18 protein-coding genes and 1 pseudogene are annotated in these 20726 nt (G+C 71.0%); 6 read left to right on the top strand and 13 right to left on the bottom strand.

Annotation, left to right across the window (positions count from 1 at the left end; all coding sequences use genetic code 11):
* Window positions 1–195: 195 nt before the first annotated feature.
* On the top strand, window positions 196–420 hold the full coding sequence (locus ACIO5D_RS29920) for a hypothetical protein (RefSeq protein ID WP_400798991.1): 225 nt from the start codon (window positions 196–198) through the stop codon (window positions 418–420).
* 16 nt (window positions 421–436) lie between these two features.
* On the opposite strand, the gene ACIO5D_RS29915 is transcribed toward ACIO5D_RS29920, so the two are convergent.
* Together ACIO5D_RS29915 and ACIO5D_RS29910 are read right to left on the bottom strand one after the other, a co-directional pair.
* Complete coding sequence (locus ACIO5D_RS29915) at window positions 437–1015, bottom strand: class IV adenylate cyclase (RefSeq protein WP_363612341.1); 579 nt, start codon at window positions 1013–1015, stop codon at window positions 437–439.
* Window positions 1016–1213: 198 nt separating this feature from the next.
* Window positions 1214–2278 carry a Scr1 family TA system antitoxin-like transcriptional regulator gene (locus tag ACIO5D_RS29910; protein WP_363612343.1) on the bottom strand — a complete coding sequence of 355 codons (1065 nt, stop codon included), beginning with the start codon at window positions 2276–2278 and terminating at the stop codon, window positions 1214–1216.
* 172 nt (window positions 2279–2450) lie between these two features.
* Here ACIO5D_RS29910 and ACIO5D_RS29905 point away from each other — a divergent pair, with 172 nt between their 5' ends.
* Complete coding sequence (locus ACIO5D_RS29905; RefSeq protein ID WP_400798988.1) at window positions 2451–2876, top strand: ATP-binding protein; 426 nt, start codon at window positions 2451–2453, stop codon at window positions 2874–2876.
* A 55-nt stretch (window positions 2877–2931) separates the two neighbouring features.
* On the opposite strand, the gene ACIO5D_RS29900 is transcribed toward ACIO5D_RS29905, so the two are convergent.
* The 7 genes and pseudogenes from ACIO5D_RS29900 to ACIO5D_RS29870 all read right to left on the bottom strand — a co-directional run bounded on the left by ACIO5D_RS29900 (window position 2932) and on the right by ACIO5D_RS29870 (window position 9389).
* Complete coding sequence (locus tag ACIO5D_RS29900) at window positions 2932–3255, bottom strand: hypothetical protein (protein ID WP_400656486.1); 324 nt, start codon at window positions 3253–3255, stop codon at window positions 2932–2934.
* On the bottom strand, window positions 3252–3743 hold the full coding sequence (locus ACIO5D_RS29895; protein ID WP_363612349.1) for a DUF6232 family protein: 492 nt from the start codon (window positions 3741–3743) through the stop codon (window positions 3252–3254). Before ACIO5D_RS29895 ends, ACIO5D_RS29900 begins: the two co-directional genes overlap by 4 nt.
* 281 nt (window positions 3744–4024) lie before the next feature.
* Window positions 4025–4573, bottom strand: coding sequence for a TetR/AcrR family transcriptional regulator (locus tag ACIO5D_RS29890; RefSeq protein ID WP_400656481.1), 549 nt, complete (start codon window positions 4571–4573; stop codon window positions 4025–4027).
* Between the two features lie 103 nt (window positions 4574–4676).
* Window positions 4677–6329 carry a glycoside hydrolase family 13 protein gene (locus ACIO5D_RS29885; protein ID WP_400799046.1) on the bottom strand — a complete coding sequence of 551 codons (1653 nt, stop codon included), beginning with the start codon at window positions 6327–6329 and terminating at the stop codon, window positions 4677–4679.
* Between the two features lie 20 nt (window positions 6330–6349).
* Entirely contained in the window at window positions 6350–7786 is a 1437-nt protein-coding gene (locus ACIO5D_RS29880; protein ID WP_400656479.1) for an MFS transporter, read from the bottom strand.
* A 558-nt stretch (window positions 7787–8344) separates the two neighbouring features.
* Window positions 8345–8488 (bottom strand): annotated as a pseudogene (locus tag ACIO5D_RS29875) (peptidyl-tRNA hydrolase); the annotation flags it as partial.
* Between the two features lie 319 nt (window positions 8489–8807).
* Window positions 8808–9389 (bottom strand): TetR family transcriptional regulator, encoded by a 582-nt coding sequence (locus tag ACIO5D_RS29870; protein ID WP_400656554.1) that lies wholly within the window; start codon window positions 9387–9389, stop codon window positions 8808–8810.
* 104 nt (window positions 9390–9493) lie between these two features.
* Here ACIO5D_RS29870 and ACIO5D_RS29865 point away from each other — a divergent pair, with 104 nt between their 5' ends.
* The gene (locus ACIO5D_RS29865; RefSeq protein WP_400798984.1) at window positions 9494–10432 is read left to right on the top strand and encodes an oxidoreductase; all 939 of its coding nucleotides are present in this window, start codon (window positions 9494–9496) and stop codon (window positions 10430–10432) included.
* 359 nt (window positions 10433–10791) lie between these two features.
* Complete coding sequence (locus tag ACIO5D_RS29860) at window positions 10792–11088, top strand: DUF4190 domain-containing protein (RefSeq protein WP_363612355.1); 297 nt, start codon at window positions 10792–10794, stop codon at window positions 11086–11088.
* Between the two features lie 60 nt (window positions 11089–11148).
* On the opposite strand, the gene ACIO5D_RS29855 is transcribed toward ACIO5D_RS29860, so the two are convergent.
* The 3 genes from ACIO5D_RS29855 to ACIO5D_RS29845 all read right to left on the bottom strand — a co-directional run bounded on the left by ACIO5D_RS29855 (window position 11149) and on the right by ACIO5D_RS29845 (window position 16757).
* Window positions 11149–15270, bottom strand: coding sequence for a hypothetical protein (locus ACIO5D_RS29855; RefSeq protein WP_400656474.1), 4122 nt, complete (start codon window positions 15268–15270; stop codon window positions 11149–11151).
* Window positions 15267–15698 (bottom strand): hypothetical protein, encoded by a 432-nt coding sequence (locus ACIO5D_RS29850; protein WP_363612359.1) that lies wholly within the window; start codon window positions 15696–15698, stop codon window positions 15267–15269. Before ACIO5D_RS29850 ends, ACIO5D_RS29855 begins: the two co-directional genes overlap by 4 nt.
* Window positions 15699–15860: 162 nt before the next feature.
* A complete protein-coding gene (locus tag ACIO5D_RS29845; RefSeq protein WP_363612361.1) occupies window positions 15861–16757 on the bottom strand; it encodes an aminoglycoside phosphotransferase family protein in 897 nt (298 codons plus the stop codon).
* Window positions 16758–16831: 74 nt separating this feature from the next.
* Here ACIO5D_RS29845 and ACIO5D_RS29840 point away from each other — a divergent pair, with 74 nt between their 5' ends.
* On the top strand, window positions 16832–17092 hold the full coding sequence (locus tag ACIO5D_RS29840; protein WP_400656471.1) for a hypothetical protein: 261 nt from the start codon (window positions 16832–16834) through the stop codon (window positions 17090–17092).
* 68 nt (window positions 17093–17160) lie between these two features.
* Here ACIO5D_RS29840 and ACIO5D_RS29835 read toward each other — a convergent pair whose 3' ends face one another.
* Window positions 17161–17892, bottom strand: coding sequence for a maleylpyruvate isomerase family mycothiol-dependent enzyme (locus ACIO5D_RS29835; protein ID WP_400656469.1), 732 nt, complete (start codon window positions 17890–17892; stop codon window positions 17161–17163).
* 234 nt (window positions 17893–18126) lie between these two features.
* Here ACIO5D_RS29835 and ACIO5D_RS29830 point away from each other — a divergent pair, with 234 nt between their 5' ends.
* Complete coding sequence (locus ACIO5D_RS29830) at window positions 18127–20610, top strand: Tex family protein (RefSeq protein WP_400656468.1); 2484 nt, start codon at window positions 18127–18129, stop codon at window positions 20608–20610.
* The last annotated feature ends 116 nt before the right edge of the window (window positions 20611–20726 follow it).

The following is a 20726-nucleotide window of genomic DNA, read 5'->3' as shown; positions in this document are numbered from 1 at the left end:
GTCGCCGCACCGACCGCCACTGCGAGGATGCGGCACGCGGAGCCGCACCACCGACCGGGTGCCGAACCACGCAAGCCGTCTAGGAACCCAGGACACGGGGCCTGGTGTCCCGCCTGCCGTTCCGCGCGTGCGCACTGGCTCCGGGAAAACTGCCATGCTTCTAAGGAGAGTCGACGCTCTATGAGAATCCGCCGAATGGCCACCGCAGCGGCCACCGTAGCTGTGCTGGCGCCCCTGCTGGTCCTGACCGCCGGGACCCAGGCGAACGCCGCGCCGACGGCCGTGGTCTACACGTCGCTCGACCCCGGGGTTGATCAGCCGTCGAAGACCGACCAGTGCCTGGCGGCCTACAACGTCAACTACTGGGCGGGGGGCGCCTCCTTCGCTCTCGGCCAGCTGCACGCCTGCCTGGGCGACTGACCACCCCCGCGGGGCGTCAGCCGTTCAGCTGCCGCAGCACCAGGTCGCGGTACGGGATCGCGACCGTCGGGTTCCCGATGATGCCGAGAGCCTTCTCGGTCTCCTCGATGAGCTCGGCGGCCCCGGCAGCCGTGGCCCGGTTCACTTCGGTCTCGATGAAGGTGCCGACCCCGGCCACCGTGTCGATGCTGACTGTCACACCGGCGGTATCCGGATGCCGGTAGCTGGTGCGTGTCTTCTCGACCCTGACCAGCTCCCGCATTCCGATGCAGTCGGGCAGCCGTTCCGCCGTGGAGGCCTGCCCGCCGTCGCGGAGAACGACGTTCGTCTCGACCTTGGACACCACGTCGTCACTCCCGTGCGTCGTCGGGTTGGACGCGGGCTTGTACGTGATTTCTGCGAAGTCGCCCCGGTGCCGCACCCGTAGGCACTCCACGGTCGCCAGGTAGTCCACATCGGGGCGGCTGTAGTACGTGTCGATCTCGGTCACCGGCGCGCTGCCCACACAACCGAGTTCGGCAAGCAGGGGCCGAACGCCCGCACCGCCGTCCGGAAGCTCCCGCTTCCGCTCCACCTCGATCGTGCCGTCTTCCATGTCACCCTCCCGTGTTGACCGCCGAGTACACGCGGGCCGGATTGCTGAATGGAAATGCACAGCCGACCCCAGGGCGGCCCGACGATCCTCCGTATGGGAGGGAGTTCGGGGCTCTTGGGTCAGTGTGGGTGACTGTGGACGTGCCCGAGGCCGGCCGTGGAGCAAGGCCCGGCCTCGGTGGGGTGGGCTGAGGTGGAGTCAGCAGTTGGGGGTGGGGAATTCGTTGGCGCGGATGGCGTCGACGAAGGACTGCCAGGAGTTGGGGGAGAAGGTGAGGACGGGGCCTTCGGGGTCCTTGGAGTCGCGGACCAGCTGGCCGGGGTGGCCGTCGGCCACCTCGACGCAGAGACCGCCGTTGTTGTCGCTGTAGCTCGACTTGCGCCATGGAGCCTTGGAGGCATTGGCCTTGATGGGTGCCATGTTGAGAAGTCCTTCCCTCACACTGCGGATCAGGGCGGCGCTTTCTCGGGGAGACAGCGCGTTCGCCTGGAGGAGATCATAAGTCCGCTGCGTGCGTTGGACCTCCCTTGGATCCTCGATGAAGTGTCCATAATCCAGGCTTTCGGAGTAGATCCGCGTCTTGCCGTCAGGCGACGTGATCAGCGACATGGGAGTGCCGAACGGGGCGCGTGCACCGAGAGTGAATGGCGCGATCTGGTGCACGATGTCGGGGAGTTCCCCCATCCGCAGCAAGTGTCCGAGTTGCTCGTACATGACCTCGGGGCCGCCTACCAGCGAGCGGATGGCTGCCTCGGAGTGCACAACCATGAAGAGAGGCCCGTCGTCAGGACTGGTCAGCCGGTGTTGACGAGCGAGCCGGGACGTCACCCGCTCCTCGATCAACTCGGGGTTGCCTGCTGCGCTTCCCGACTCGAACAGAGCTCGGGCATAGGCCTCTGTCTGGAGGAGACCTGAGATACGTGCGATCTGGAACTCGCAGATCGTCGAGGCCTTCTCCTCGAAGCCCGCGTAGCGCCGGAACCAGTCCGGGTGATCCACCCGCGCGTACCAGTCGATCTCCTTCCACAGCGCCATCAGCTGACCGCCTGTCTCCAGCAACTCGTCGGCGGTGATGACGAAGTCCTCCGGCGGGGTGCGCGTGCCGGCCTCGATCCGGGAGACGTGGGGGCGGCTGCACGGGACGAGCGCGGCCAGTTCGCCCTGGGAGACGCCCTTGGCCTCCCGGAGGCGGCGCAGGACGGCGCCGAACACGGCGCCCGCGCTCGATCGCAGGTTCGGGTTCGTGGACTTCTTGCGGGTCATGGTGCGAGCCCCCTGTGTCATGGCGTGCCTTGGAACTGGCTGATCCCTCGTCACCCGATCCGGAACAGCCGATGCTTAATCATGGAACTGCCGGACGTACTTGCACTAGTGAGTGCACGAAGCGCCACGCCCGCGCGCGGAAACCCCCATGCATCCAGAAGGTGGCACATCCATGCCCGAAGCCCTTGACAGAATCCTCGGTGACCAGTTCTGCTCGCTGCCCCGCCACCCGACCTCGGCTGCGGCGGCGCGCATACTCCTCCGAGGGTTCCTGTCCGACTTCAAGGGCGGCGAACACTACATCGAGGACGCAGAGTTGATCATCACCGAGCTGATCACCGCCGCCGTGCTGCGGCCCTGGAGACCCGAACACCTGCCCATTGACGTGGTGTTCGACCACTCCGCCTTCACCGGGCTGCGGATCGAGGTGTGCGACACCGGCCTGCCGGTCCGTGAACGCCTCCCGGTCGGCGGCGGGGGATCCCCGGGCCTGCGGCTGGTCCGCGAGCTGTCCGCCGACTGGGGCCACGAGTTGGTCGAGTGCGGCACGGTGACCAGCCGCTTCTGGGCGCACCTCGCACCGCCGCCACCCCTCTGACGCGGACGGGCCCACACCCGAAGGGGCGGCGGCGCCATCCGCGCCGCCGCCGCTCTCAGATGCCCAGGGACTCCAGCACCCGGCGGACCGCCTCGATCACCGGGACGCCCGCCGTGACCATCGACGCGACGCCGTTGATGTTCCTGAGCGCCTGCCGCAGGGTGCCCGGCGGCACGTTCTCGCCGGTCCCGATGGCCTCCAGGGACTCGTCGATGACCTGCTGGTCCTCGGCCGGCACCTGGTTGCGCAGGAACTGGACGGCGGTGATCATCTCCCGCATCGCGGCCCGGGGGTCGGCCGGGGCCTGGTTCTTGATGATGCCGACGTTGTGGTCGCCGTGCTGGGTGACCGAGTCGCCGATGTGGAAGCTTCCGCTCACCAGTTGACCTTCTTTCCGGTGTTGTTGTCGCCGAACTGGTTGATCTGGTCGCCGATGTGGACGTTCTCCACCTGGAGCTGGAACTCGGCCTGGGGGTTGTCGATCGCCTCCATGATCAGGCCGATGAGATGGTTCACCTCCTTGACGTCGGTGCTCACCACCGCCGTGTCCGACGAACTGGAGGTCTCGATGACCAGTTGGTGCAGTATCGGCCGGCGCAGCCGCCTGACCAGCTTGACGATGTTCAGCACGAACAGCGCCAGCACCACCAGCGCCGCGAACGTGGCCAGGCCGGACGGCGACGACGAGTCGCCGATGTTCTCCGTGATCGCCAGGGCGACCGCCCCGAGGACCACCACCAGGATCTCGGCCTTCAGGAAGGCCCGTACGGCGTACCCGCGTCTGGGCACGATCTCGAACCGCCGGGCCCGCGCGATGTTCTGCAGCGGGTAGGCGTCGGCGCCCACCCAGAGAACCCGCCTGCTCACTCTGACGTCGATGACGTCGCGTCTCCGTGCCATGGGACACGTTCCCCCGATCCGTCCCGCCACCCCGCCGGCGGCCCCGCAGACCTTGCGGAGGAGCAGCACCTTAGCAACAGCTTCCGCTGCGGGGACTGCTCTCTGCGGAAAGGTTATTGACGGAACGACAGAGCATGCGAAAGGGCTCCCGAACGGATGTCCGTCCGGTCCGGACGTTCCGGCTTCACGCGCTGCGGCCGGCGAGGACCTCGCGGATCACCGGGCGGGCGCGCCATGGGCCTCGGGGGTCAGGATGCGTCGAGACCGGCCAGCCGCTGGAGGGCGTGGCGCACCTGATCGACCGTCTGCGGGCGGGTGTCCAAGGTGAGGTGTGTGGACGCACCCTCGATGTACGTGTTGATCGCGCGGGCTGTCTCCTCGTCGAAGTAGGTCCGGAGTGCGGTGAATCCGGCGTCGATCATCTCGTGGACCAGCGGACGGAATTCGGAGCGGTGAGAGGCGATGGCGTAGAGCTCGTACGTGAGGTGGTAGATGTTCTGGTCCACGCCGAAGTCGTCGTAGATGAGCGCGATCACCGCATCGATGGCGTCGGCGGGTTCCAGGGTGCGCTCGAACCTCTTCTGGACGAGGTCGCGGATCCGCTGGGTGAAGCGGTGGAATGCCTCGTAGAGGAGTTCGTCGATGCCGGAGAAGTGATACGTCATCGAGCCGAGCGGGACTCCGCAGCGCTTGGCGACCACCCGGTGGGACGTTCCTGCCACGCCCTGTTCCGCGATGCAGTCGACGGCGGCGTCGATGATGCGGTCCCGACGTCCCGCGTCGACTTGATTGGCCATCGATTCCGCCTCCGGACTGCGTATGGGCTGCGCGTTGTACAGGGATGATCGTACGCGAGCCGACACAGCGGGTGGCGGCCCTGTCGGGCGGCCACCCGCTGGCCTATTCCGCCAGCCAGACGGCGCAGTCGGCGGGAAGGAGGTCCGTCACGCCGTCCGCGCTCGCCACGAGCACGCGCGCGCTCGCGGGAATCGGCCAGGGCGCGGAGCCGAGGTTGAGCACGATCCGGGTGGCTCCCCGGTCGTTGGTGACGTCCAGTGCCACGAGATCCGGTCCGAGGTCGACGAGCGCGAGCGACCCGTTCCCCAGCCGTCGCTGCCGTCGTACGGCGAGCAGGCTCCGGTAGAGCTCCAGGGTGGAGCCGTCTCGGCCGTGTTGCCGGTCCACGGCGTAGTCACCGAAGTCGGCGGGCTGCGGGAGCCATGAGGCGCCGGTGTCGTTGAAGCCGAACGCCGGGGCGTCCTTCTTCCAGGGGATCGGCACCCGGCATCCGTCGCGACCGAGGCGGTGCCCGCCCCCACGAAGGAAGTCGGGGTCCGTGCGGGCGTCGGCGGGGAGCTCGATCACCTCGCGAAGGCCGAGTTCCTCGCCTTGGTACAGGTACGAGCTGCCGGGGAGGGCGAGCATGAGCGCCGTCGCCGCCCGCGCCCTTCGCAGCCCGAGTTCGGTGTCCGGCCGGGGCTCGGTGGCCTCGAGTATCCACGGTGCCATCGTCGGGTCGGCCCGCACGAGCCGGGTCGCGTGACGAATGACATCGTGGTTCGAGAGCACCCAGGTCGCCGGCGCGCCGACGGAATCCGCGTTCCGCAGCGTGGTCCTGATCTGTGCCCGCAGGGCTTCGGCATCCCAGGTCGCGCGCATGTAGTCGAAGTTGAACGCCTGCTGGAACTCGTCCGGTCGCACGTACAGGGCGAGCCGGTCGTGGGGCGTCACCCAGGCCTCCGCGACCATCGCCCGCTCCCCGGGGTAGCTGTCGAGGATCGCCCGCCACTCCCGGTAGATGTCGTGCACGCCGTCCTGATCGGCGAACGGCACGGCGTTGGTGGGGAGCGCGCCCCTGTTGTACGCGTCCCAGTCGGCATCGAAGTCGGAGAGGCCGGGCGCCTTGACCAGGTGGTGGGCGACGTCGATCCGGAAACCGTCGACGCCCCGGTCCAGCCAGAACCGCAGTGTCCCCGCGAACATCTCCCGGACTTCGGGATTCTCCCAGTTGAGATCGGGCTGCTTCCGGTCGAAGAGATGCAGGTACCACTGTCCGTCCGCCACCTGCGTCCACGCCGGTCCGCCGAACTCGCTGGGCCAGTTGTTCGGCACCCCTGGGGAATCGACGAACCAGTACCGGGCACGCTCGGGAGAACCCGGGCCGGCCGCGAGTGCCGCCTGGAACCAGGGATGCTCGTCACTCGTGTGGTTGGGCACGATGTCGATGATCACCCGGATACCGAGCGCGTGTGCGGTCGCGATCAGGTCGTCCGCATCGGCGAGCGTTCCGTACATCGGATCGACGTCGCGGTAGTCGGCGACATCGTATCCGCCGTCCGCTTGCGGAGAAGGATAGAAGGGAGAGATCCAGATCGCGTCGACACCGAGGTCCCGAAGGTAGGCGAGGCGGTGCTTGATGCCGCCGAGATCGCCGTTCCCGTCGCCGTCCGAGTCGGAGAACGAGCGCGGGTACACCTGGTAGATCACCGCGGTGCGCCACCATTCCGCGGTGTCGAGAGCATCGTGCACGTGCTCGACGGCGGAACCGGTCATCGCGTGGTGCTTTCGCAGGCTCATGCCTCGCCCTCCGGTGCGAGAGAAACGGACTCGGCACGACGCCTCCGCAGGTCAGCGAGGATCTGCGGATGCTCCTTGTCGAGGTGGTAGAAGGCCAGGACGGCGGCCATCGCGATGGCGAAGATCAGGGGCAGCCAGATGAAGACGAAGTCGATCGCGCTGATGGCGGATGCCGGCTGAGTCGCGCCACCGCCCTCTCGGAATCCGCCGAATCCAAGCATCCAGCCGATGGAGACACCGCCGAGGGCGCCGCCGATCTTCTGCCCGATGGTCGCACCCGCGAAGACGAGCCCCTCGGCGCGAAAACCGCTGCGCCACTCCTCGTACTCGATCGTGTCGGCGACCATGCCGAACAGAACCGCGAACATGCTTCCCACGCCGACGCCGCCGACCGAGAGACCGGTGAGGACGACCGGAAGCGACGCGGGAGCCACCGCGATGACCAACTGCCCCACGACCATCGCGACGCATCCCAGCAGCGAGATATTGCGCTTGCCGATCCGTCTCACCAGGGGGATCGCAAGGAACACACCGGCGAATTCGACGATCGTGCGGAACGTGAAGAGCATCGTCGCGAGGTTCTCGTCACCCAGCGTGTACTGGGCGTAGTACGGGTAGACCCCGACAAGGCCGTACGCCGACAGCAGCAGGATTCCGAGGAGCGTGAGCTGGAGCCAGTACTTGTTGCGCAGCAGCGACGCGAGACCCTCACGGGTCGTGAACGGGCGGCCCACCGCCACGACGGGGGTCACCGCGTCGGATGAACCGGCCTCGTCCGGCGCGCGGGACGAACCGACGCGCTCCTTGCAGAACACGAACACGATGAAGAAGAGGACAACGGCAAGTCCGCCGTACAGCGAGAACGTCAGCGTCCACGCACTGGCGCCTCCGCCGAACGCATCGACGAGCGGCATGGTGAGCGCGGCGACGATGAGTGTCCCCACATAAGCACCGACCATTCGGAACGTGCTCAACAGGCCACGATCCCCGGCGTCTTCGGTCATAAGAGCGCTGAGAGCCCCGTAGGGGATGTTCATCGCGGTATAGATGACGACACCCGAGAGCATATAGGTCGCGAATGCGTAGACTATTTTACCGGTCTCACCGAGGTTCGGAGCCGAGAACAGAAGTGCCGCACTCGCGCCATAAGGAACGGCAAGGAAAAGCAGCCACGGCCGGGCCTTTCCGAACCTTGAGCTGAGCTTCTCCATCAGCACGCCGACAACGAGGTCCCATACTCCGTCGAGCAGACGGGCCACCAGGAACATCGTGCCGACGGTTGCTGCCGGAATTCCGACGACCTCAGTGTAGAAGAACATGAGGTACGTGCCCGTCGCGACATACACGAGGTTGAACGCGAGGTCACCGCTCGAGTAGGCGACTTTTTCCGGAAATGGGACGCGAGCTGTCACCGAGCCGCTGGTTCTTGGCATCACAAACGGTCCTTTCGAGGCTCCGGCAGAGCGCCTCGTCGCTGAGGTGAGGAAAGGCATGCGTTGCGTGCGCACACCGCTTCACGGGCGGCGCGCGGAGTCGCTGTCGTCGGCCGATCGCCGAGATGATGTACGACCGTACACCACGACGTGTACGACCGTACACCCGGCGTTCGACTTGCTCCACCCTGATGCTCCCCGAGCCGATGCGGCTTTCGTCCAACGCCTCGATCCGGCGCCGGGAAGCTGTCGATCGGTGCCGTGTCGCCCCGTCGTGCGGAACTCGGCCCAGGGGATCTCCGCACCGCGAGCGGTCCGGGCGAGGCATGGCTGCACGCGGACGGCGCAGGCCTGTACGTGGACATGCGCGAGCAGGAGGCGATCAGTCCGGCGATCGCCTCTCGCAGACCAGGGGTCTCCGGTGGCGAGGTGCGGGGGGCGGGTTCGTCGGCGGGGCGGTGGGGTGCGGCGCTTTCGTCGGGCGCCGCACCGTGGGCTCGGCCCTTCGCGCCTCCAGTGCCTCGGCGACCGCCCGCGCGGCGGCTGGTCGGTGATGGTCAGGGTCAGCACCGCCCGCGCCGAGGTCTCCAGCGCGTCCGTGCGCCCCGGCGGGTCCGCCTTCTCCAGGTGCAGCACCAACGGCAGCACGTACTGCGGATTGGCGTCGCGGTCGGTGGGGGCGCCGACTGGGCTCGGGGCGTCGAAGGGCTCGGAAAGTGAGGCAACCGTGACAGGCTACCTGCGAGTTCTATTCGGACCTTGGACGGCTTGAAGCCCCGCCCGTGCGCTGCTGAGGCGCACACGGGCGGGGCGGGTTCAGGGGTCCCACCCACGCACCGTGGGATGTACGCGGGCGGGACCAGGGGGCCCGGGCCGGGAACCCCTTCCCGGTCCGGCACGGGGGCTTGTGGGCTGCTCCGGCGGCTCTGCGACCGCAACCGTCACGTGCACGGCGGTGAACTGCGCGAACCCCGCGTGACCTGTCTCCCGGGTGTGCTCGGCCATGTCGAGCGCGAGCAGGTCAGGAAGCGTCCAGTGCCGGGGCGATGACGGCGAAGGCCCGGGCGGTCAGTTCGGCGGGATCCTCGCTGCCGTCGCTGTCGCTCCACCGCTGCAGCACGGCGTCGAAGGCGGTCAGTGCCATTCCGGCGGCCAGTCGCGGATAAAGGTCGGTGTCGGGGTCGAGCCCCTGGCGGAGCGCCAGTTCTGCGGTCAGCTCGTCGCGCCATCGCGCCTGGCGCTCCAGGAAGCGGGCGAGCAGGGCGGGGGTCCGCAGGATCAGCTGCACCACCCGCAGGGCCCGGTCGGCGTGGTCGCCGCAGGCCCTGACGGGGACCGAGACGGCGTGCAGCAGTGCCACGGAGGGCCGCTCCCCGACGGGGCGGGCTGCCAGTCCGGCGCGCATGCCGGTGCCCAGGTCGGCCAGGAACTGGACGACCACGTCCTCCTTGGACGCGAAGTACCGGAAGAACGTGCGCTTGGACACGCCGGCGGCGGCCGCGATCTCGTCGATGGTGACCACGTCGAACCCCTTCACCGTGAGCAGCTCCAGCGCTGCCGCGGTGAGCTCGTCCGAGACGAGTCGGCGTTTGCGTTCGGCCATGGTGAATTCGGGGCGGGTGCTCACCGGCCCATGGTAACGCCATGCCTTCCGCGGCACTCGGGGGCATCTTGACACCGAGTGACACCAGCGACAGCATGTGCCGAATGACGCAGAAACAGCGCTGGACGATCGATCAGATCCCGGACCAGACAGGGCGGGTGTTCGTCGTCACCGGAGCCAGCAGTGGCCTCGGCCTGGCGACCACCCGCGCACTCGTCCGCAGGGGCGGGCACGTGATCCTCGCGGTGCGGGACGTGGGGAAGGGGGACCGGACGGTCGCGGAGATCACCGATCAGCATCCGGGCGCCGGTCTTGAGGTGCGCCACCTCGATCTGGCCGATCTCGACTCCGTCCGGTCCTTCGCCGACCAGGTGCGCGCCGATCATCCGCGGCTGGACGTGCTCGTGAACAACGCGGGCGTGATGGCGCCGCCGCGATCGCTGAGCGCGCAGGGCCATGAGCTGCAGTTCGCCGTCAACCATCTCGGTCACTTCGCGCTCACCGGGCTGCTCCTCGACCTGCTGGCCGTCGGGCGCGATCCCCGCGTGGTCACGGTGAGTTCGCTCAGGCACCGGAACGGTCGCCTGCGCTTCGACGACCTCGCGGGCGGGCGCGGCTACTCGCCGATGGCCTTCTACGACCAGTCGAAGTTCGCCAACGCCGTCTTCGGCCGGGAGCTTCACCGACGGCTGGCCGAGGCCGGCAGCCCGGTGCGCAGCGTGCTTGCCCATCCCGGCTACACCGCCACCAGCCTGCAGACGAGTGGGCCGGTCGGCCTGTGGCGGGTGGTGTTCGGCAGCATCGGAAACCCTCTGCTCGCCCAGGCCCCGGACCGCGGCGCCCTGCCCCAGTTGTACGCGGCGACCGAGCCGACGGTGGAGGGCGGGCAGTTCATCGGCCCGGACGGACCGGCCGAGCTGCGCGGCGGACCGACGCGGGTGCGGTTGTCGGCCGGGGCCGCCGATGAGGGGACCGGCCGCCGTCTGTGGGAGGTGTCGGAGCAGCTGACCGACGTGCGGTTCGCGTTTCCGACCCCGGCCTGACGACGGATCCGGCCGGACCGGTGGGGGCGGTTGAACAGGAAGTCGACGGGCCCGGCTTCCTCTGCTCATCCGGTGCTCTTCCGGTGCTCTTCCGCCGTGCGTGGTGCCCGAGCCGGCCGCCGATGTCCTGGTGGCTCACCGGTGGCCTCCCCCGATCGGGGGAGCGTTTTCTCCCGCCTTCCCGCGATGCGCGCCCGATACCCCGGAGGCGAGGATCGTGTCCTGCTCAGTCGACGAGAGGACGGTTGTTGAACACGCAAGGCAGCGAGACGTGGGCCACGGGGACGGACCCGTACTCCCCCCGCTCCCAGGGTCCCGGTCATGGCATGCGGTCCCCGGTCGGCAGGAACGGCCTGGCCGTGGCAGCCATGGTGCTGGGTGTCATCGGTCTGATCACCTCGATCATCTCCGTCGGCGGCCTGTTCGGCGTCATCGGCCTGATCCTGGGCATCGTGGCCCTGACGAAGGCCAGGCGGAGCGGCGTCGGCCGGGGCATGGCCATCACCGGAGTGGTGGCGTCGTTCCTCGCGATCGTGGTGTCCGTCCTGGTCGCCGTCTTCATGGTCTGGTACGCCAACAACACGCAGGAGTGCTACCGGCCCGACAGCCTCCGGCAGTACCAGCAGTGCGTCCACCAGCAGCTCACCGGGCACTGACCGGGGCCGGCCCCGTCCCCGGGCGGACGCCTCTCCCGTCGGCTCCGTCGGCGTGAGGGCTCAGCTTCGTGCGCAGGTGTCCTGGTAGGGCAGCCCCTTGGCGTAGGTGAGCTCCCAGTCGCCGCGCGAGAGGCCGCCTCCCGCGATCCGGCAGGCCAGACCGACGGGGTCGGCGGTGATGGCGGGAAGGGCACCGAGATCCCAGAGCTGGCCGGAGCCGTCGTCGCGGACGACGAACAGGGATCTGCGGTTGGGGCTGAAACGGACGTCCGCCAGGTCGGTGGCGGAATCGGGCAGGTCGGCGGCCCAGCCCGGCACGGTCGGATCGGCCGTCTCGTAGAGCCGGACGACACCGTTCCGCTGGCCGAGGGCGATCAGCCCACCGTCCGGGTGGTAGGCGACCTGGACCAGCTCCGCGGTCACCGGGATGGTGGCCAGCGGGGCCGGTCCGATGCTCTGCCCCGACTGCCAGAGGCGGACGCCGTCGAGGCCGTCGTCCGCCAGGACTGTTCCGTCCGGTCCGAAGGCCGCGGCGGACGTGCCGGACAGCGGCCTGGTGATGCCGGCCAGCAGGCCGGCCAGCGGGTCGGCAGGTTTGGCGACGGGCACCAGAACCGGCGCGGCGGGATCCGAGACGTCCCAGAGCGATCCCGGAAGGATCAGCCGCCGCCCGTCGGGGCTGAACACCGTCGGCGTGTGCTGAATGGAGGGCAGGGGGTCCGGAAGCGTGACGAGGGGTCCGCCGCCGGAGCCCGTCGGGGCCGTCAAGGAGTTGACCAGCGGGCTGAGCCGCTCGATCAGTTTCAGCTGGACGGGGGCGGAGGGATCGTCCGTGTCCCAGAGGCCCACCCAGGAGTCGGCCCAGTCCTTGCCGCCCGTGACGGCGAGCACTCCGGACCGTGGGCTGAACGCCAGCGATCCCACCCCCGACGGCACCGCGAGAGTGGTCAGCCGCCGGGGGTGGCCCTGGTCGGACACGTCCCAGAGGGTGACCTCGCCGCCCTGCCCGGAGGACACTCCGTACCGCGTGCCGACCGCCACCACGGTGGAGTCCCGGTTGAACCCCACGGCCACGGCCTGCCACCCGGCGCGGCCGGGAAGCACCGCCAGCTCCTGCGGCCTGGCCGGGTCGGAGGTGTCCCAGAGGTGCGCGTCACCCGACCGCCCGCCGACGACCAGTCGGCGGCCGTTGGGGCTGAACGCGGCACTGCGCAGATCCGTGCCCGGAACCGGGGCGATCACGGCCGGGGCCGGGCGGCCGCCGACCAGCCACTGGGAGACCGTCCCGCCGCCGTCGACCTGGAGGACCCGTTGGCCGTCCCCGCTGAACGCGACGGACTCGATCCGCCGGAAACTCCCGGCCCGGGTCTGCTGGTCGAGCTCGTTCCGGGAGGCGGCCACGGCGCCGTGCGAGCCGACCAGGGGCGGCTGGGGCCGGGGGTGCGCCGGGTCCGTGAGGTCCCAGAGCACGGAGCCGCCGTCGGAGGAGGAGGTGATGAGGGACCGGCCGTCCGGCCCGAACGCGAACGCCGAAACGTCGTCGGAGTTGTTGAGGGCCGCCAGTTTCCTCGGCGAGCCCGGGTCGGTGAGGTCCCAGAGGAGGACCGTCCGCCTCCAGCCCGTGGCCAGGACCGGGGCGGTCGGGCTCAGGACGACCGGCCCGTTGATCAGCCGCTCTTCGGCTGTCGCCCTCGGGGCCGTCGGGTCCGTCACGTCCCAGACCTGCCAACCCGTCCCGTGGGTGACGGAACCCGGGGTGCCCGACTCGTCCTTGGCCTCGAACGTTCCCGAACCGGTGACCAGGAGGCGGCCGTCGGCGCTGAATGCCGCGTACTGGGCCTGCGTGGCCGCGACCGGGCCGGCGAGCCGGCGCGGGGCCGCGCCGTCGCCGACGTCCCACAGGGTCAGCGTGCCGGTCGAGCCGCCGGCGAGGAGGGCCAGCCTGCGACTGTCCGGGCTGAACACCGCGGCTTGTACCCGGTCGCCGACCTCGGCGTCGAAGGCCATCCGCCGCGGGTGGTGGCGGTCCGTCAGGTCCCACAGGATGACATCGCTGTCGGCCGGCTTCTCGCCTGCGGCCGCGCCATCGGGGGTGGGGGCCGCAACGGTGACCAGTCGGCGCAGGTCAGGGCTGAAGGCCACCGCCTGGGCCTCGTTGGCATGACCGGTCAGGGTGGCGAGCAGACTCGGGTACCCGGCATCGGTGGTGTCCCAGAGCCGGACCGTCCCCTTCTCCTGGCCCTTCGCCCGCCCGACGGCCAGCATGCCGCCGTCCCGGCTGAAGGCGGCGGTGTCCATGAGCGATCCGACGGCGCCCGGCTGTGAACCGCCGTCGAGACGGGTCTGCTGAAGGGTGGTGATCAGCCCGGTCCGGGCCTCCTGGGTCGGATGGAGGCGCAGCGCGGCCAGGCTCAGCTGGAGCGACAGCTGGGGATCGGTCCCGCGCAGATTCTCGGCCCGGGCCTGGAGCAGGCGTTCCATGGCGAGGTTGCCCTGTTCCACGGCCGTCCGGCGCTGTTGATCGGCCACTTTCTTCTGGTCCCGGGCCGACTCCGCGGCCGTCATGGCGATCAGCGAGAGCGCGATCAGCAGTGCGACGGCGGTGCGGCGGGTGAGGGTAGTGCGTCGTCTCAGGCGGATCGAGGCGTCCAGGAAGGCCGAGGCCGTGGCGCCGAGACCGGCCCGCCCGGTGCGGGCTGCCCAGGCACGGGCGGCCTCCAGCCGGCTGCCCCGGTACAGCAGGGCGGGGTCGCGGCGGGGCGTTCGGGCCCAGGCGGCGGCCGCCTCCTCCAGCTGCTGGCGGAGGAGGTTGTCGGCGCGGTCGGTGTCCACCCAGGCGCGCAGGCGGGGCCAGGCGTGCAGCAGGGCCTCGTGGGTGATCTGTACGGTGTCACGGCTCCGGGTGAGCAGCCGGCGGCCCGTGAACCCGGCGAGCACGGCCTCGGCCGCAGCGGGGACGAGCCCTTCGGTGAGCCGCTCCTCCGTGACCGCGCGCCGGGTGTCCTCCGATCCCTCGCCGATTCTGACGAGACGCCGGAAGAGCACCTCGGCGGCTTCCCGCCCGGCTGTGTCGAGCCCCCGGTAGATGGTCTCGGCGGTGTCCGAGACGGCGCCCTGGATCCGGCCGGACGCCTTGTAGCCGTCGACGGTCAGGGTCGAACCGTGTCTCTGCTGCCAGGTGGTGCGGAGCGCGTGGGCCAGCAGGGGGAGGCGTCCGGCCTCGTAGCCGCGCCCGGGTGCCGAGGGCTCCGCGCTCCCGTCCTCCTCGGGCCGGTGGAGACCGCCGGCGGCGACGCCGAGGTCGCTCAGGAGCAGTTCGACCAGGCCCTCTTCGAACTCCAGCCGCTCCCGCTGCGCGGGGAAGAGGATCGCCTCCCGGAGCTCGGTCTCCGACATCGGGCCGATGAAGACCTGGCGGCGCTCCAACGCCTCGTGGACGGGGCGGTATTGGGCGAAGCGGGCGTAGAAGTCCGCGCGGACGCCGTAGACGACCAGAGCCGGCGGGCCGCCGGTGGACGGGCCGGGGGAGTCCGTGAGGCGGGCGAGCGCGGTGATGAACCGTCGTCTCTCGTCCTCCGAGGCGGTCTGGGTGAACAGTTCCTCCGCCTGGTCGACGATCACCATCAGCCGGTCGGCGCCCCGGCTGCGGAGCGCGCCGCCGAGCCGGTCGGCGAGGGCCCGTGGATCGCCGTCCAACTCGCCCTCGACGTCGTCGGGTTCGCTGTCGGTCAGCGCGGCCAGGTGCCTCGTGAGCGCGGCCACGGGGTGGGCGCCCGGCGTGAACAGCAGGCAGGGCCACCGGCGCGAGCCGGGCAGCGTCCCACGGGCGAGCGCGGGCACCAGACCGGCTTGCAGCAGCGAGGACTTGCCGGTGCCGGAGGCCGCCACCACCGCGACCGCCCCGCCGTCCCGCAGGCACTCGTCCAGCCGGCCGGTCAGCTTGGCGAGGGCTCTGTCCCGGCCGAAGAACCACTTCGACTGCTCCGCTCCGAAGGCGGTCATGCCGGGGTACGGGCAGTCGTCGCCGCTCTCCGGGTGGGACTCGATCCGGCGGACGCGGTGGACACCGTCCCCGTGGTGCACGTGCAGGTCACGTACGGTGATGTGCTGGTCCCCGGCGGCCAGGTAGATGGTGCCGTAGCCGGATGCGTAGGCCTCCAGCCGGAGCCCCGGTCCACTCACTGGCCGGTGATGTGCATGTCGTTGCCGGACATGAAGATCTTCGCCTGGTCGGAGGCGGTGGCCCGCATGGTCACCCGGTTTCCGCCGGCGCCGGACTCGGGGCTCGCGCGGTCGAGTTCGGTCAGCATCCCGCGCAGCTCCGTCGCGAGCGAAGGGTCGGCCCTGAGCGCGTCGCGCAAGCGGGTGCGCCACTCGACGGCCAGTTCCTGTTCCACCTGCCGGTCGCCGGAGAGCCGGGCGGCCAGCAGTTCCTCGCGCGTCTCGACCAGCCGGGCCTCGACGGCCTCCGTCTCCTCGGGCCGGTCCGGGTGCCGGCGCCGCCAGAGCGCCTCGAGCGCCTGCTTGGCCTGCTCCCAGCCGTCGGTGGCCAGCCGGCCGACCAGCGCGGCCGCGGCCGTCGAGGCCAGCGCTACCAGTTCGGGATCCATCTCCAGCCCGCCACCTTTTCTATGACGTCACATCAGATGCGTATGCCACCACATTTTGAGACCGGACCGGCGCCCCGGACAACCCGCCCGGCGGTGAGGCCGTGGCGTGGCACCCCGGGCGAGGGGGCCCGAACGGTCGTGTGCGAGGTCGGGCGCCCGGCTTCAGACGCTGCGGTCGGCGAGGACCTCGCGGATCACATGGCGGGCGTTGGCGGCCAGGGCGGGGTTGGTGTGGCGGTAGTAGGGGAGTTGGATCAGGGCGATCGACAGCGCCCAGGCGCGGCCGCGGGCCCAGGCGGCCTCGTCGGCGGCGAGGGCGGTCCGGAACGCGGACCGGGCGATGCCGGGCAGCAGGTTCCAGGCGACGATCAGGTCCACCGTCGGATCGCCGACACCGATCAGGCCGAAGTCGATGACGGCGCCCAGCCGCCGCCCGGCGAGCAGGACGTTCCCGGGGGAGAGGTCGCCGTGCACCCAGACGGTCGGGCCGGCGTGCTCGGGCAGGCGGAGCGCCTTGTCCCAGACCGCGGTCGCCGCCTCGGTGTTGATCGCGCCGTCCAGCCTGGCGATCGCGGCGCGGGTGGCGCCGTCCCGGGAGGCCAGTGGGACGCCCCGGGAGGACGGCGGGCCGTCGGCCGGGTCGACCGCGCGCAGAGCGGTGACGAACCCGGCCAGGTCGCGGGCGAGTTGGACCGGCTCGGCGATGCTGCCGACGATCGGGTTGCCGCCGCCCAGCCAGCGGATCACCGACCACTGCCAGGGGTAGCCGGAGCCGGGCCGGCCCTGCGCGAGCGGCGTGGGGATGGGCAGCGGCAGCTGCGGGGCGAGCCGGGGCAGCCAGTGCTGTTCGCGGTCGACGCTCTCGGCGGCCCAGCCCACCCGGGGCAGCCGCACGGCGAGTTCGGGCCCGAGCCGGAACATCGCGTTGTCCGTGCCGGAGGAGGCGACCCGTTCCAGCGGCAGGGACGCCCACTGCGGGAACTGGACGGCGAGCAGTCGCCTGACCAGGGCCGCGTCGATGTCCGGCTCGTCGGGATGCATCCGCGCGGCAGCACACATGGCGGGCAGCCTATAGCGGATCTCCCCGACCCTCAGCCGGATTTCGAACACCAGGGTGTGGGGATGAGAAGGGGATGAGAAACAGGCGGGAGCGTTGGGTCCTGTGGGGGGCGCTCGGCGGAGTGGCGGCGCTGGCGGTGGCGGCGGTGACCGGGCGGTTCAGCCGGCGGTCCGGTGGGCTGCTGGTGCTGCGGGAGTGGCTTGACGAGCCGTTGCTGTTCGGGACGCTGATCCTCGTGCTGCTCTTCGTCGCCCTGGTGTTCTCGACCGGCCAGGTCCACCTGATCGACCTGGCCGAGTCGGGGGAGCCCCGCTCGTCGGTCTCCCCGGCCTGAACGGGCCGGGGAGGTGCCGGGCGGGCCTGAGCAGGCCTGAACGGGCCTGGCTCGAACGGCCCGCCGGATCAGTCGAGTTCGAAGGCCGCCCGGTAGGCCTTGATGACCTCCGGGTCGCCGAACACCTCCAGCCGGTCCGCGTCGCGCCGGCCCCAGAGCATCAGCAGCAGGTCGGAGGCCGTGCCGCGGACCGCCGCCGCGGCCTTGCCGTGTTCCCGTCCGAGCTGCCAACTCCCGCCCACCGCGCGGAGGGTCCACTCTCCGGCGCCGCCTTCGGCATCCGTGGCGTGCAGGTGCAGGCCGGCCTCCGGGAGGCCGTCGGGGGCGGCCCGGGGGAGGAAGAGGGTGAGCAGTTCGTCGATGCCGTCCAGGGCCAGCGTCCGCTCGACGGGCTCGTCCCGGCCCACCGCGTTGACCGCGTCCCAGCAGTGCACGGCGATCTCCTGGGCCATCCGCCGCTGGATGAAGCCGGCGTTCGCCTGCGTCGACCAACTCCACCTCGGCTCCGCCGGGTCGAGCCGCTCCAGCACCGCCGCGCACTGCTCGGCGCCCTCCGCGAACCAGCCCGGCAGGGCGTCGTCGGCGGGCCGCTCGGGCTCGGTGTACTGGGTGTGCGGGTCGGTGATCTCCCCCTCGGCCACCCTGGTCCAGAACCGGTACACCTCGCCGACGTGCCAGAGCAGGTCGGCCACCCGCCACCCCGGACAACTCGGCACGGTCAGGCCGAGATCGCCGGTGACGGCGGTGAGGAACCGGGTGGTGTCACGCCGCATCGCGGCCGCGTAGTCGCTCTTCTCCATACCGGCGGACGCTACCCCGCGCCGGTACCGCCCGCCGAACCGATTTCGGCTGACGCGGGGGCGGGACGGAGACGGCGGCGGAGGAGGCGGCGCGGCCGGGAACGGAGCCGGGAACGGAGTCGCGCCACGCCCGGCGCGCCCGGGGGCGTCCGGGACCGGTCACCGGTACCTGCCAGAATGCAGGGCGTACGGGGAACAACGGGGACAGCAACTCTGGAGAAGGTGACCGGCTTCGTGAGCACGTCAGCCGAACAGGTGGTCAAGCAGGCCCAGCAGGCCATCGAGCGGCAGATCGCCGAGGAGCTGGGCGTCCGCGAGGGGCAGGTGAAGGCGGCCGTCGACCTGCTCGACGGCGGCTCGACCGTGCCCTTCGTGGCCCGCTACCGCAAGGAGGTCACCGGCTCCCTCGACGACACCCAGCTGCGCACGCTGGAGGAGCGGCTGCGCTACCTCCGCGAGTTGGAGGAGCGCCGCACCGCCGTCCTGGAGTCCATCGAGGCGCAGGGCAAGCTGGACGACGCGCTGCGCGCCCGCATCCTCGCCGCCGACTCCAAGGCCCGGCTGGAGGACATCTACCTGCCGTACAAGCCGAAGCGGCGCACCAAGGCGCAGATCGCCCGCGAGGCCGGCCTGGAGCCGCTCGCCGACACCCTGCTCGCCGACCCGGTGCAGGACCCGGCCGCGCTGGCCGCCGGCTACCTGAACGAGTCGGTGGCCGACGCCTCCGCCGCGCTGGAGGGCGCCCGCGCCATCCTGGTCGAGCGGTTCGGGGAAGACGCCGACCTGGTCGGCACGTTGCGTGAGCGGATGTGGACGCGGGGTCGCCTCGTCGCCACCGTCCGGGACGGCAAGGAGCAGGACGGCGCCAAGTTCGCCGACTACTTCGACTTCGCCGAGCCGTACACCAGGCTCCCCTCGCACCGCATCCTCGCGATGCTGCGCGGCGAGAAGGAGGAGGTGCTGGACCTGGAGCTGTCCCCGTTCGACGGCGAGGACGGCGACCTGCCCGGGGAGAGCGACTACGAGCAGCGGATCGCCGCCCGGTTCGGCATCGCCGACCACGGCCGCCCGGCCGACAAGTGGCTCGGCGACACCGTCCGCTGGGCCTGGCGCACCCGCATCCTGGTCCGGCTCGGCATCGACCTGCGCGGCCGGCTCCGGCAGGAGGCCGAGGACGAGGCCGTCCGCGTCTTCGCCGCCAACCTGCGCGACCTGCTGCTCGCCGCCCCGGCCGGCACCCGCGCCACCATGGGCCTCGACCCGGGCTTCCGTACCGGGGTGAAGGTCGCGATCGTGGACGACACCGGCAAGGTCGTCGCGTACGACACGATCTACCCGCACCAGCCCGCCAACAAGTGGGACGCCGCCCTGGCCACCCTGGCCGCGCTGGCGAAGAAGCACTCCGTCGACCTGATCGCGATCGGCAACGGCACCGCCTCCCGGGAGACCGACAAGCTCGCCGAGGACCTGCTCAAGCGCCACCCCGAGCTGAAGCTCACCAAGGCGATGGTCAGCGAGGCCGGCGCCTCGGTCTACTCGGCCTCCGCGTTCGCCTCGCAGGAGCTGCCCGAGCTGGACGTGTCCATCCGCGGCGCGGTCTCCATCGCCCGCCGCCTCCAGGACCCGCTGGCCGAGCTGGTCAAGATCGACCCCAAGTCGATCGGCGTTGGCCAGTACCAGCACGACCTCAGCGAGGTGAAGCTCTCCCGCTCGCTGGACGCCGTGGTGGAGGACTGCGTCAACGCGGTCGGCGTGGACGTCAACACCGCCTCCGCGCCGCTGCTCACCCGGGTCTCCGGGATCACCGGGACGCTCGCGGACAACATCGTCGCCCACCGTGACGCCAACGGCCCGTTCCGCACCCGCAAGTCGCTCAAGGACGTCGCCAGGCTCGGCCCGAAGGCCTTCGAGCAGTGCGCGGGCTTCCTGCGGATCCCGGACGGCGACGACCCGCTGGACGCCTCCAGCGTGCACCCGGAGGCGTACCCGGTGGTGCGGCGGATCCTCGCCGCCACCGGCGGGGAGCTGCGGCAGCTGATCGGCAACGGCACCGCGCTGCGGGCGCTGCGGCCGGGCGACTTCGCCGACGACACCTTCGGCATCCCGACCGTCACCGACATCCTCGGCGAGCTGGACAAGCCCGGCCGCGACCCGCGCCCGGCGTTCCGTACGGCCACCTTCAAGGAGGGCGTCGACAAGATCGGCGACCTGGAGGCCGGCATGGTGCTGGAGGGCGTGGTGACCAATGTCGCCGCCTTCGGCGCCTTCGTGGACGTGGGCGTCCACCAGGACGGGCTGGTGCACGTCTCGGCGCTGTCGAAGAACTTCGTCAAGGACCCGCGCGAGGTGGTCAAGCCCGGTGACATCGTCACGGTGCGGGTGACCTCGGTGGACGTGCCGCGCAAGCGGATCGGGCTGACGCTGCGGCTGGACGACGAGGTCGGCCGGGGCGGTGGCGGCGACCGCGGTGACCGGGGCGGTGACCGGGGCCGTGGTGGCGAGCGCGGCGGCGAGCGGGCGGCGCGTCCGCCGCGCCAGGACCGGCGCGGCTCCGGCTCGGGCTCCGGCTCCGGCGGGTCGGCGCCGCTGGGCAACAGCGCCATGGCGGACGCGCTGCGCCGGGCCGGTCTGACCGGTGGCGGCCAGAACAGTGGCCAGGGCAGCGGCCAGGGCAGCGGCCAGGGCGGGTCCGGCAACCGCCGCTCCGGGCGGCGCTGAGCAGACGACGGCGGCGGGGGGGGGGGGGGGGGGGCGGGCCCCGCCCCCCCCCCCCCGGGCGGGGGGGGGGGGCCGCGGGGGGGGCGCCACAAGCTTGGAGGTGGCGGGGGTGTGGA

This window comes from Kitasatospora sp. NPDC087315, assembly GCF_044744345.1.
Lineage (GTDB): Bacteria > Actinomycetota > Actinomycetes > Streptomycetales > Streptomycetaceae > Kitasatospora.
The sequence above is the reverse complement of the archived record's forward strand: the minus strand, read 5'-3'. Positions and strand labels throughout refer to the sequence as shown.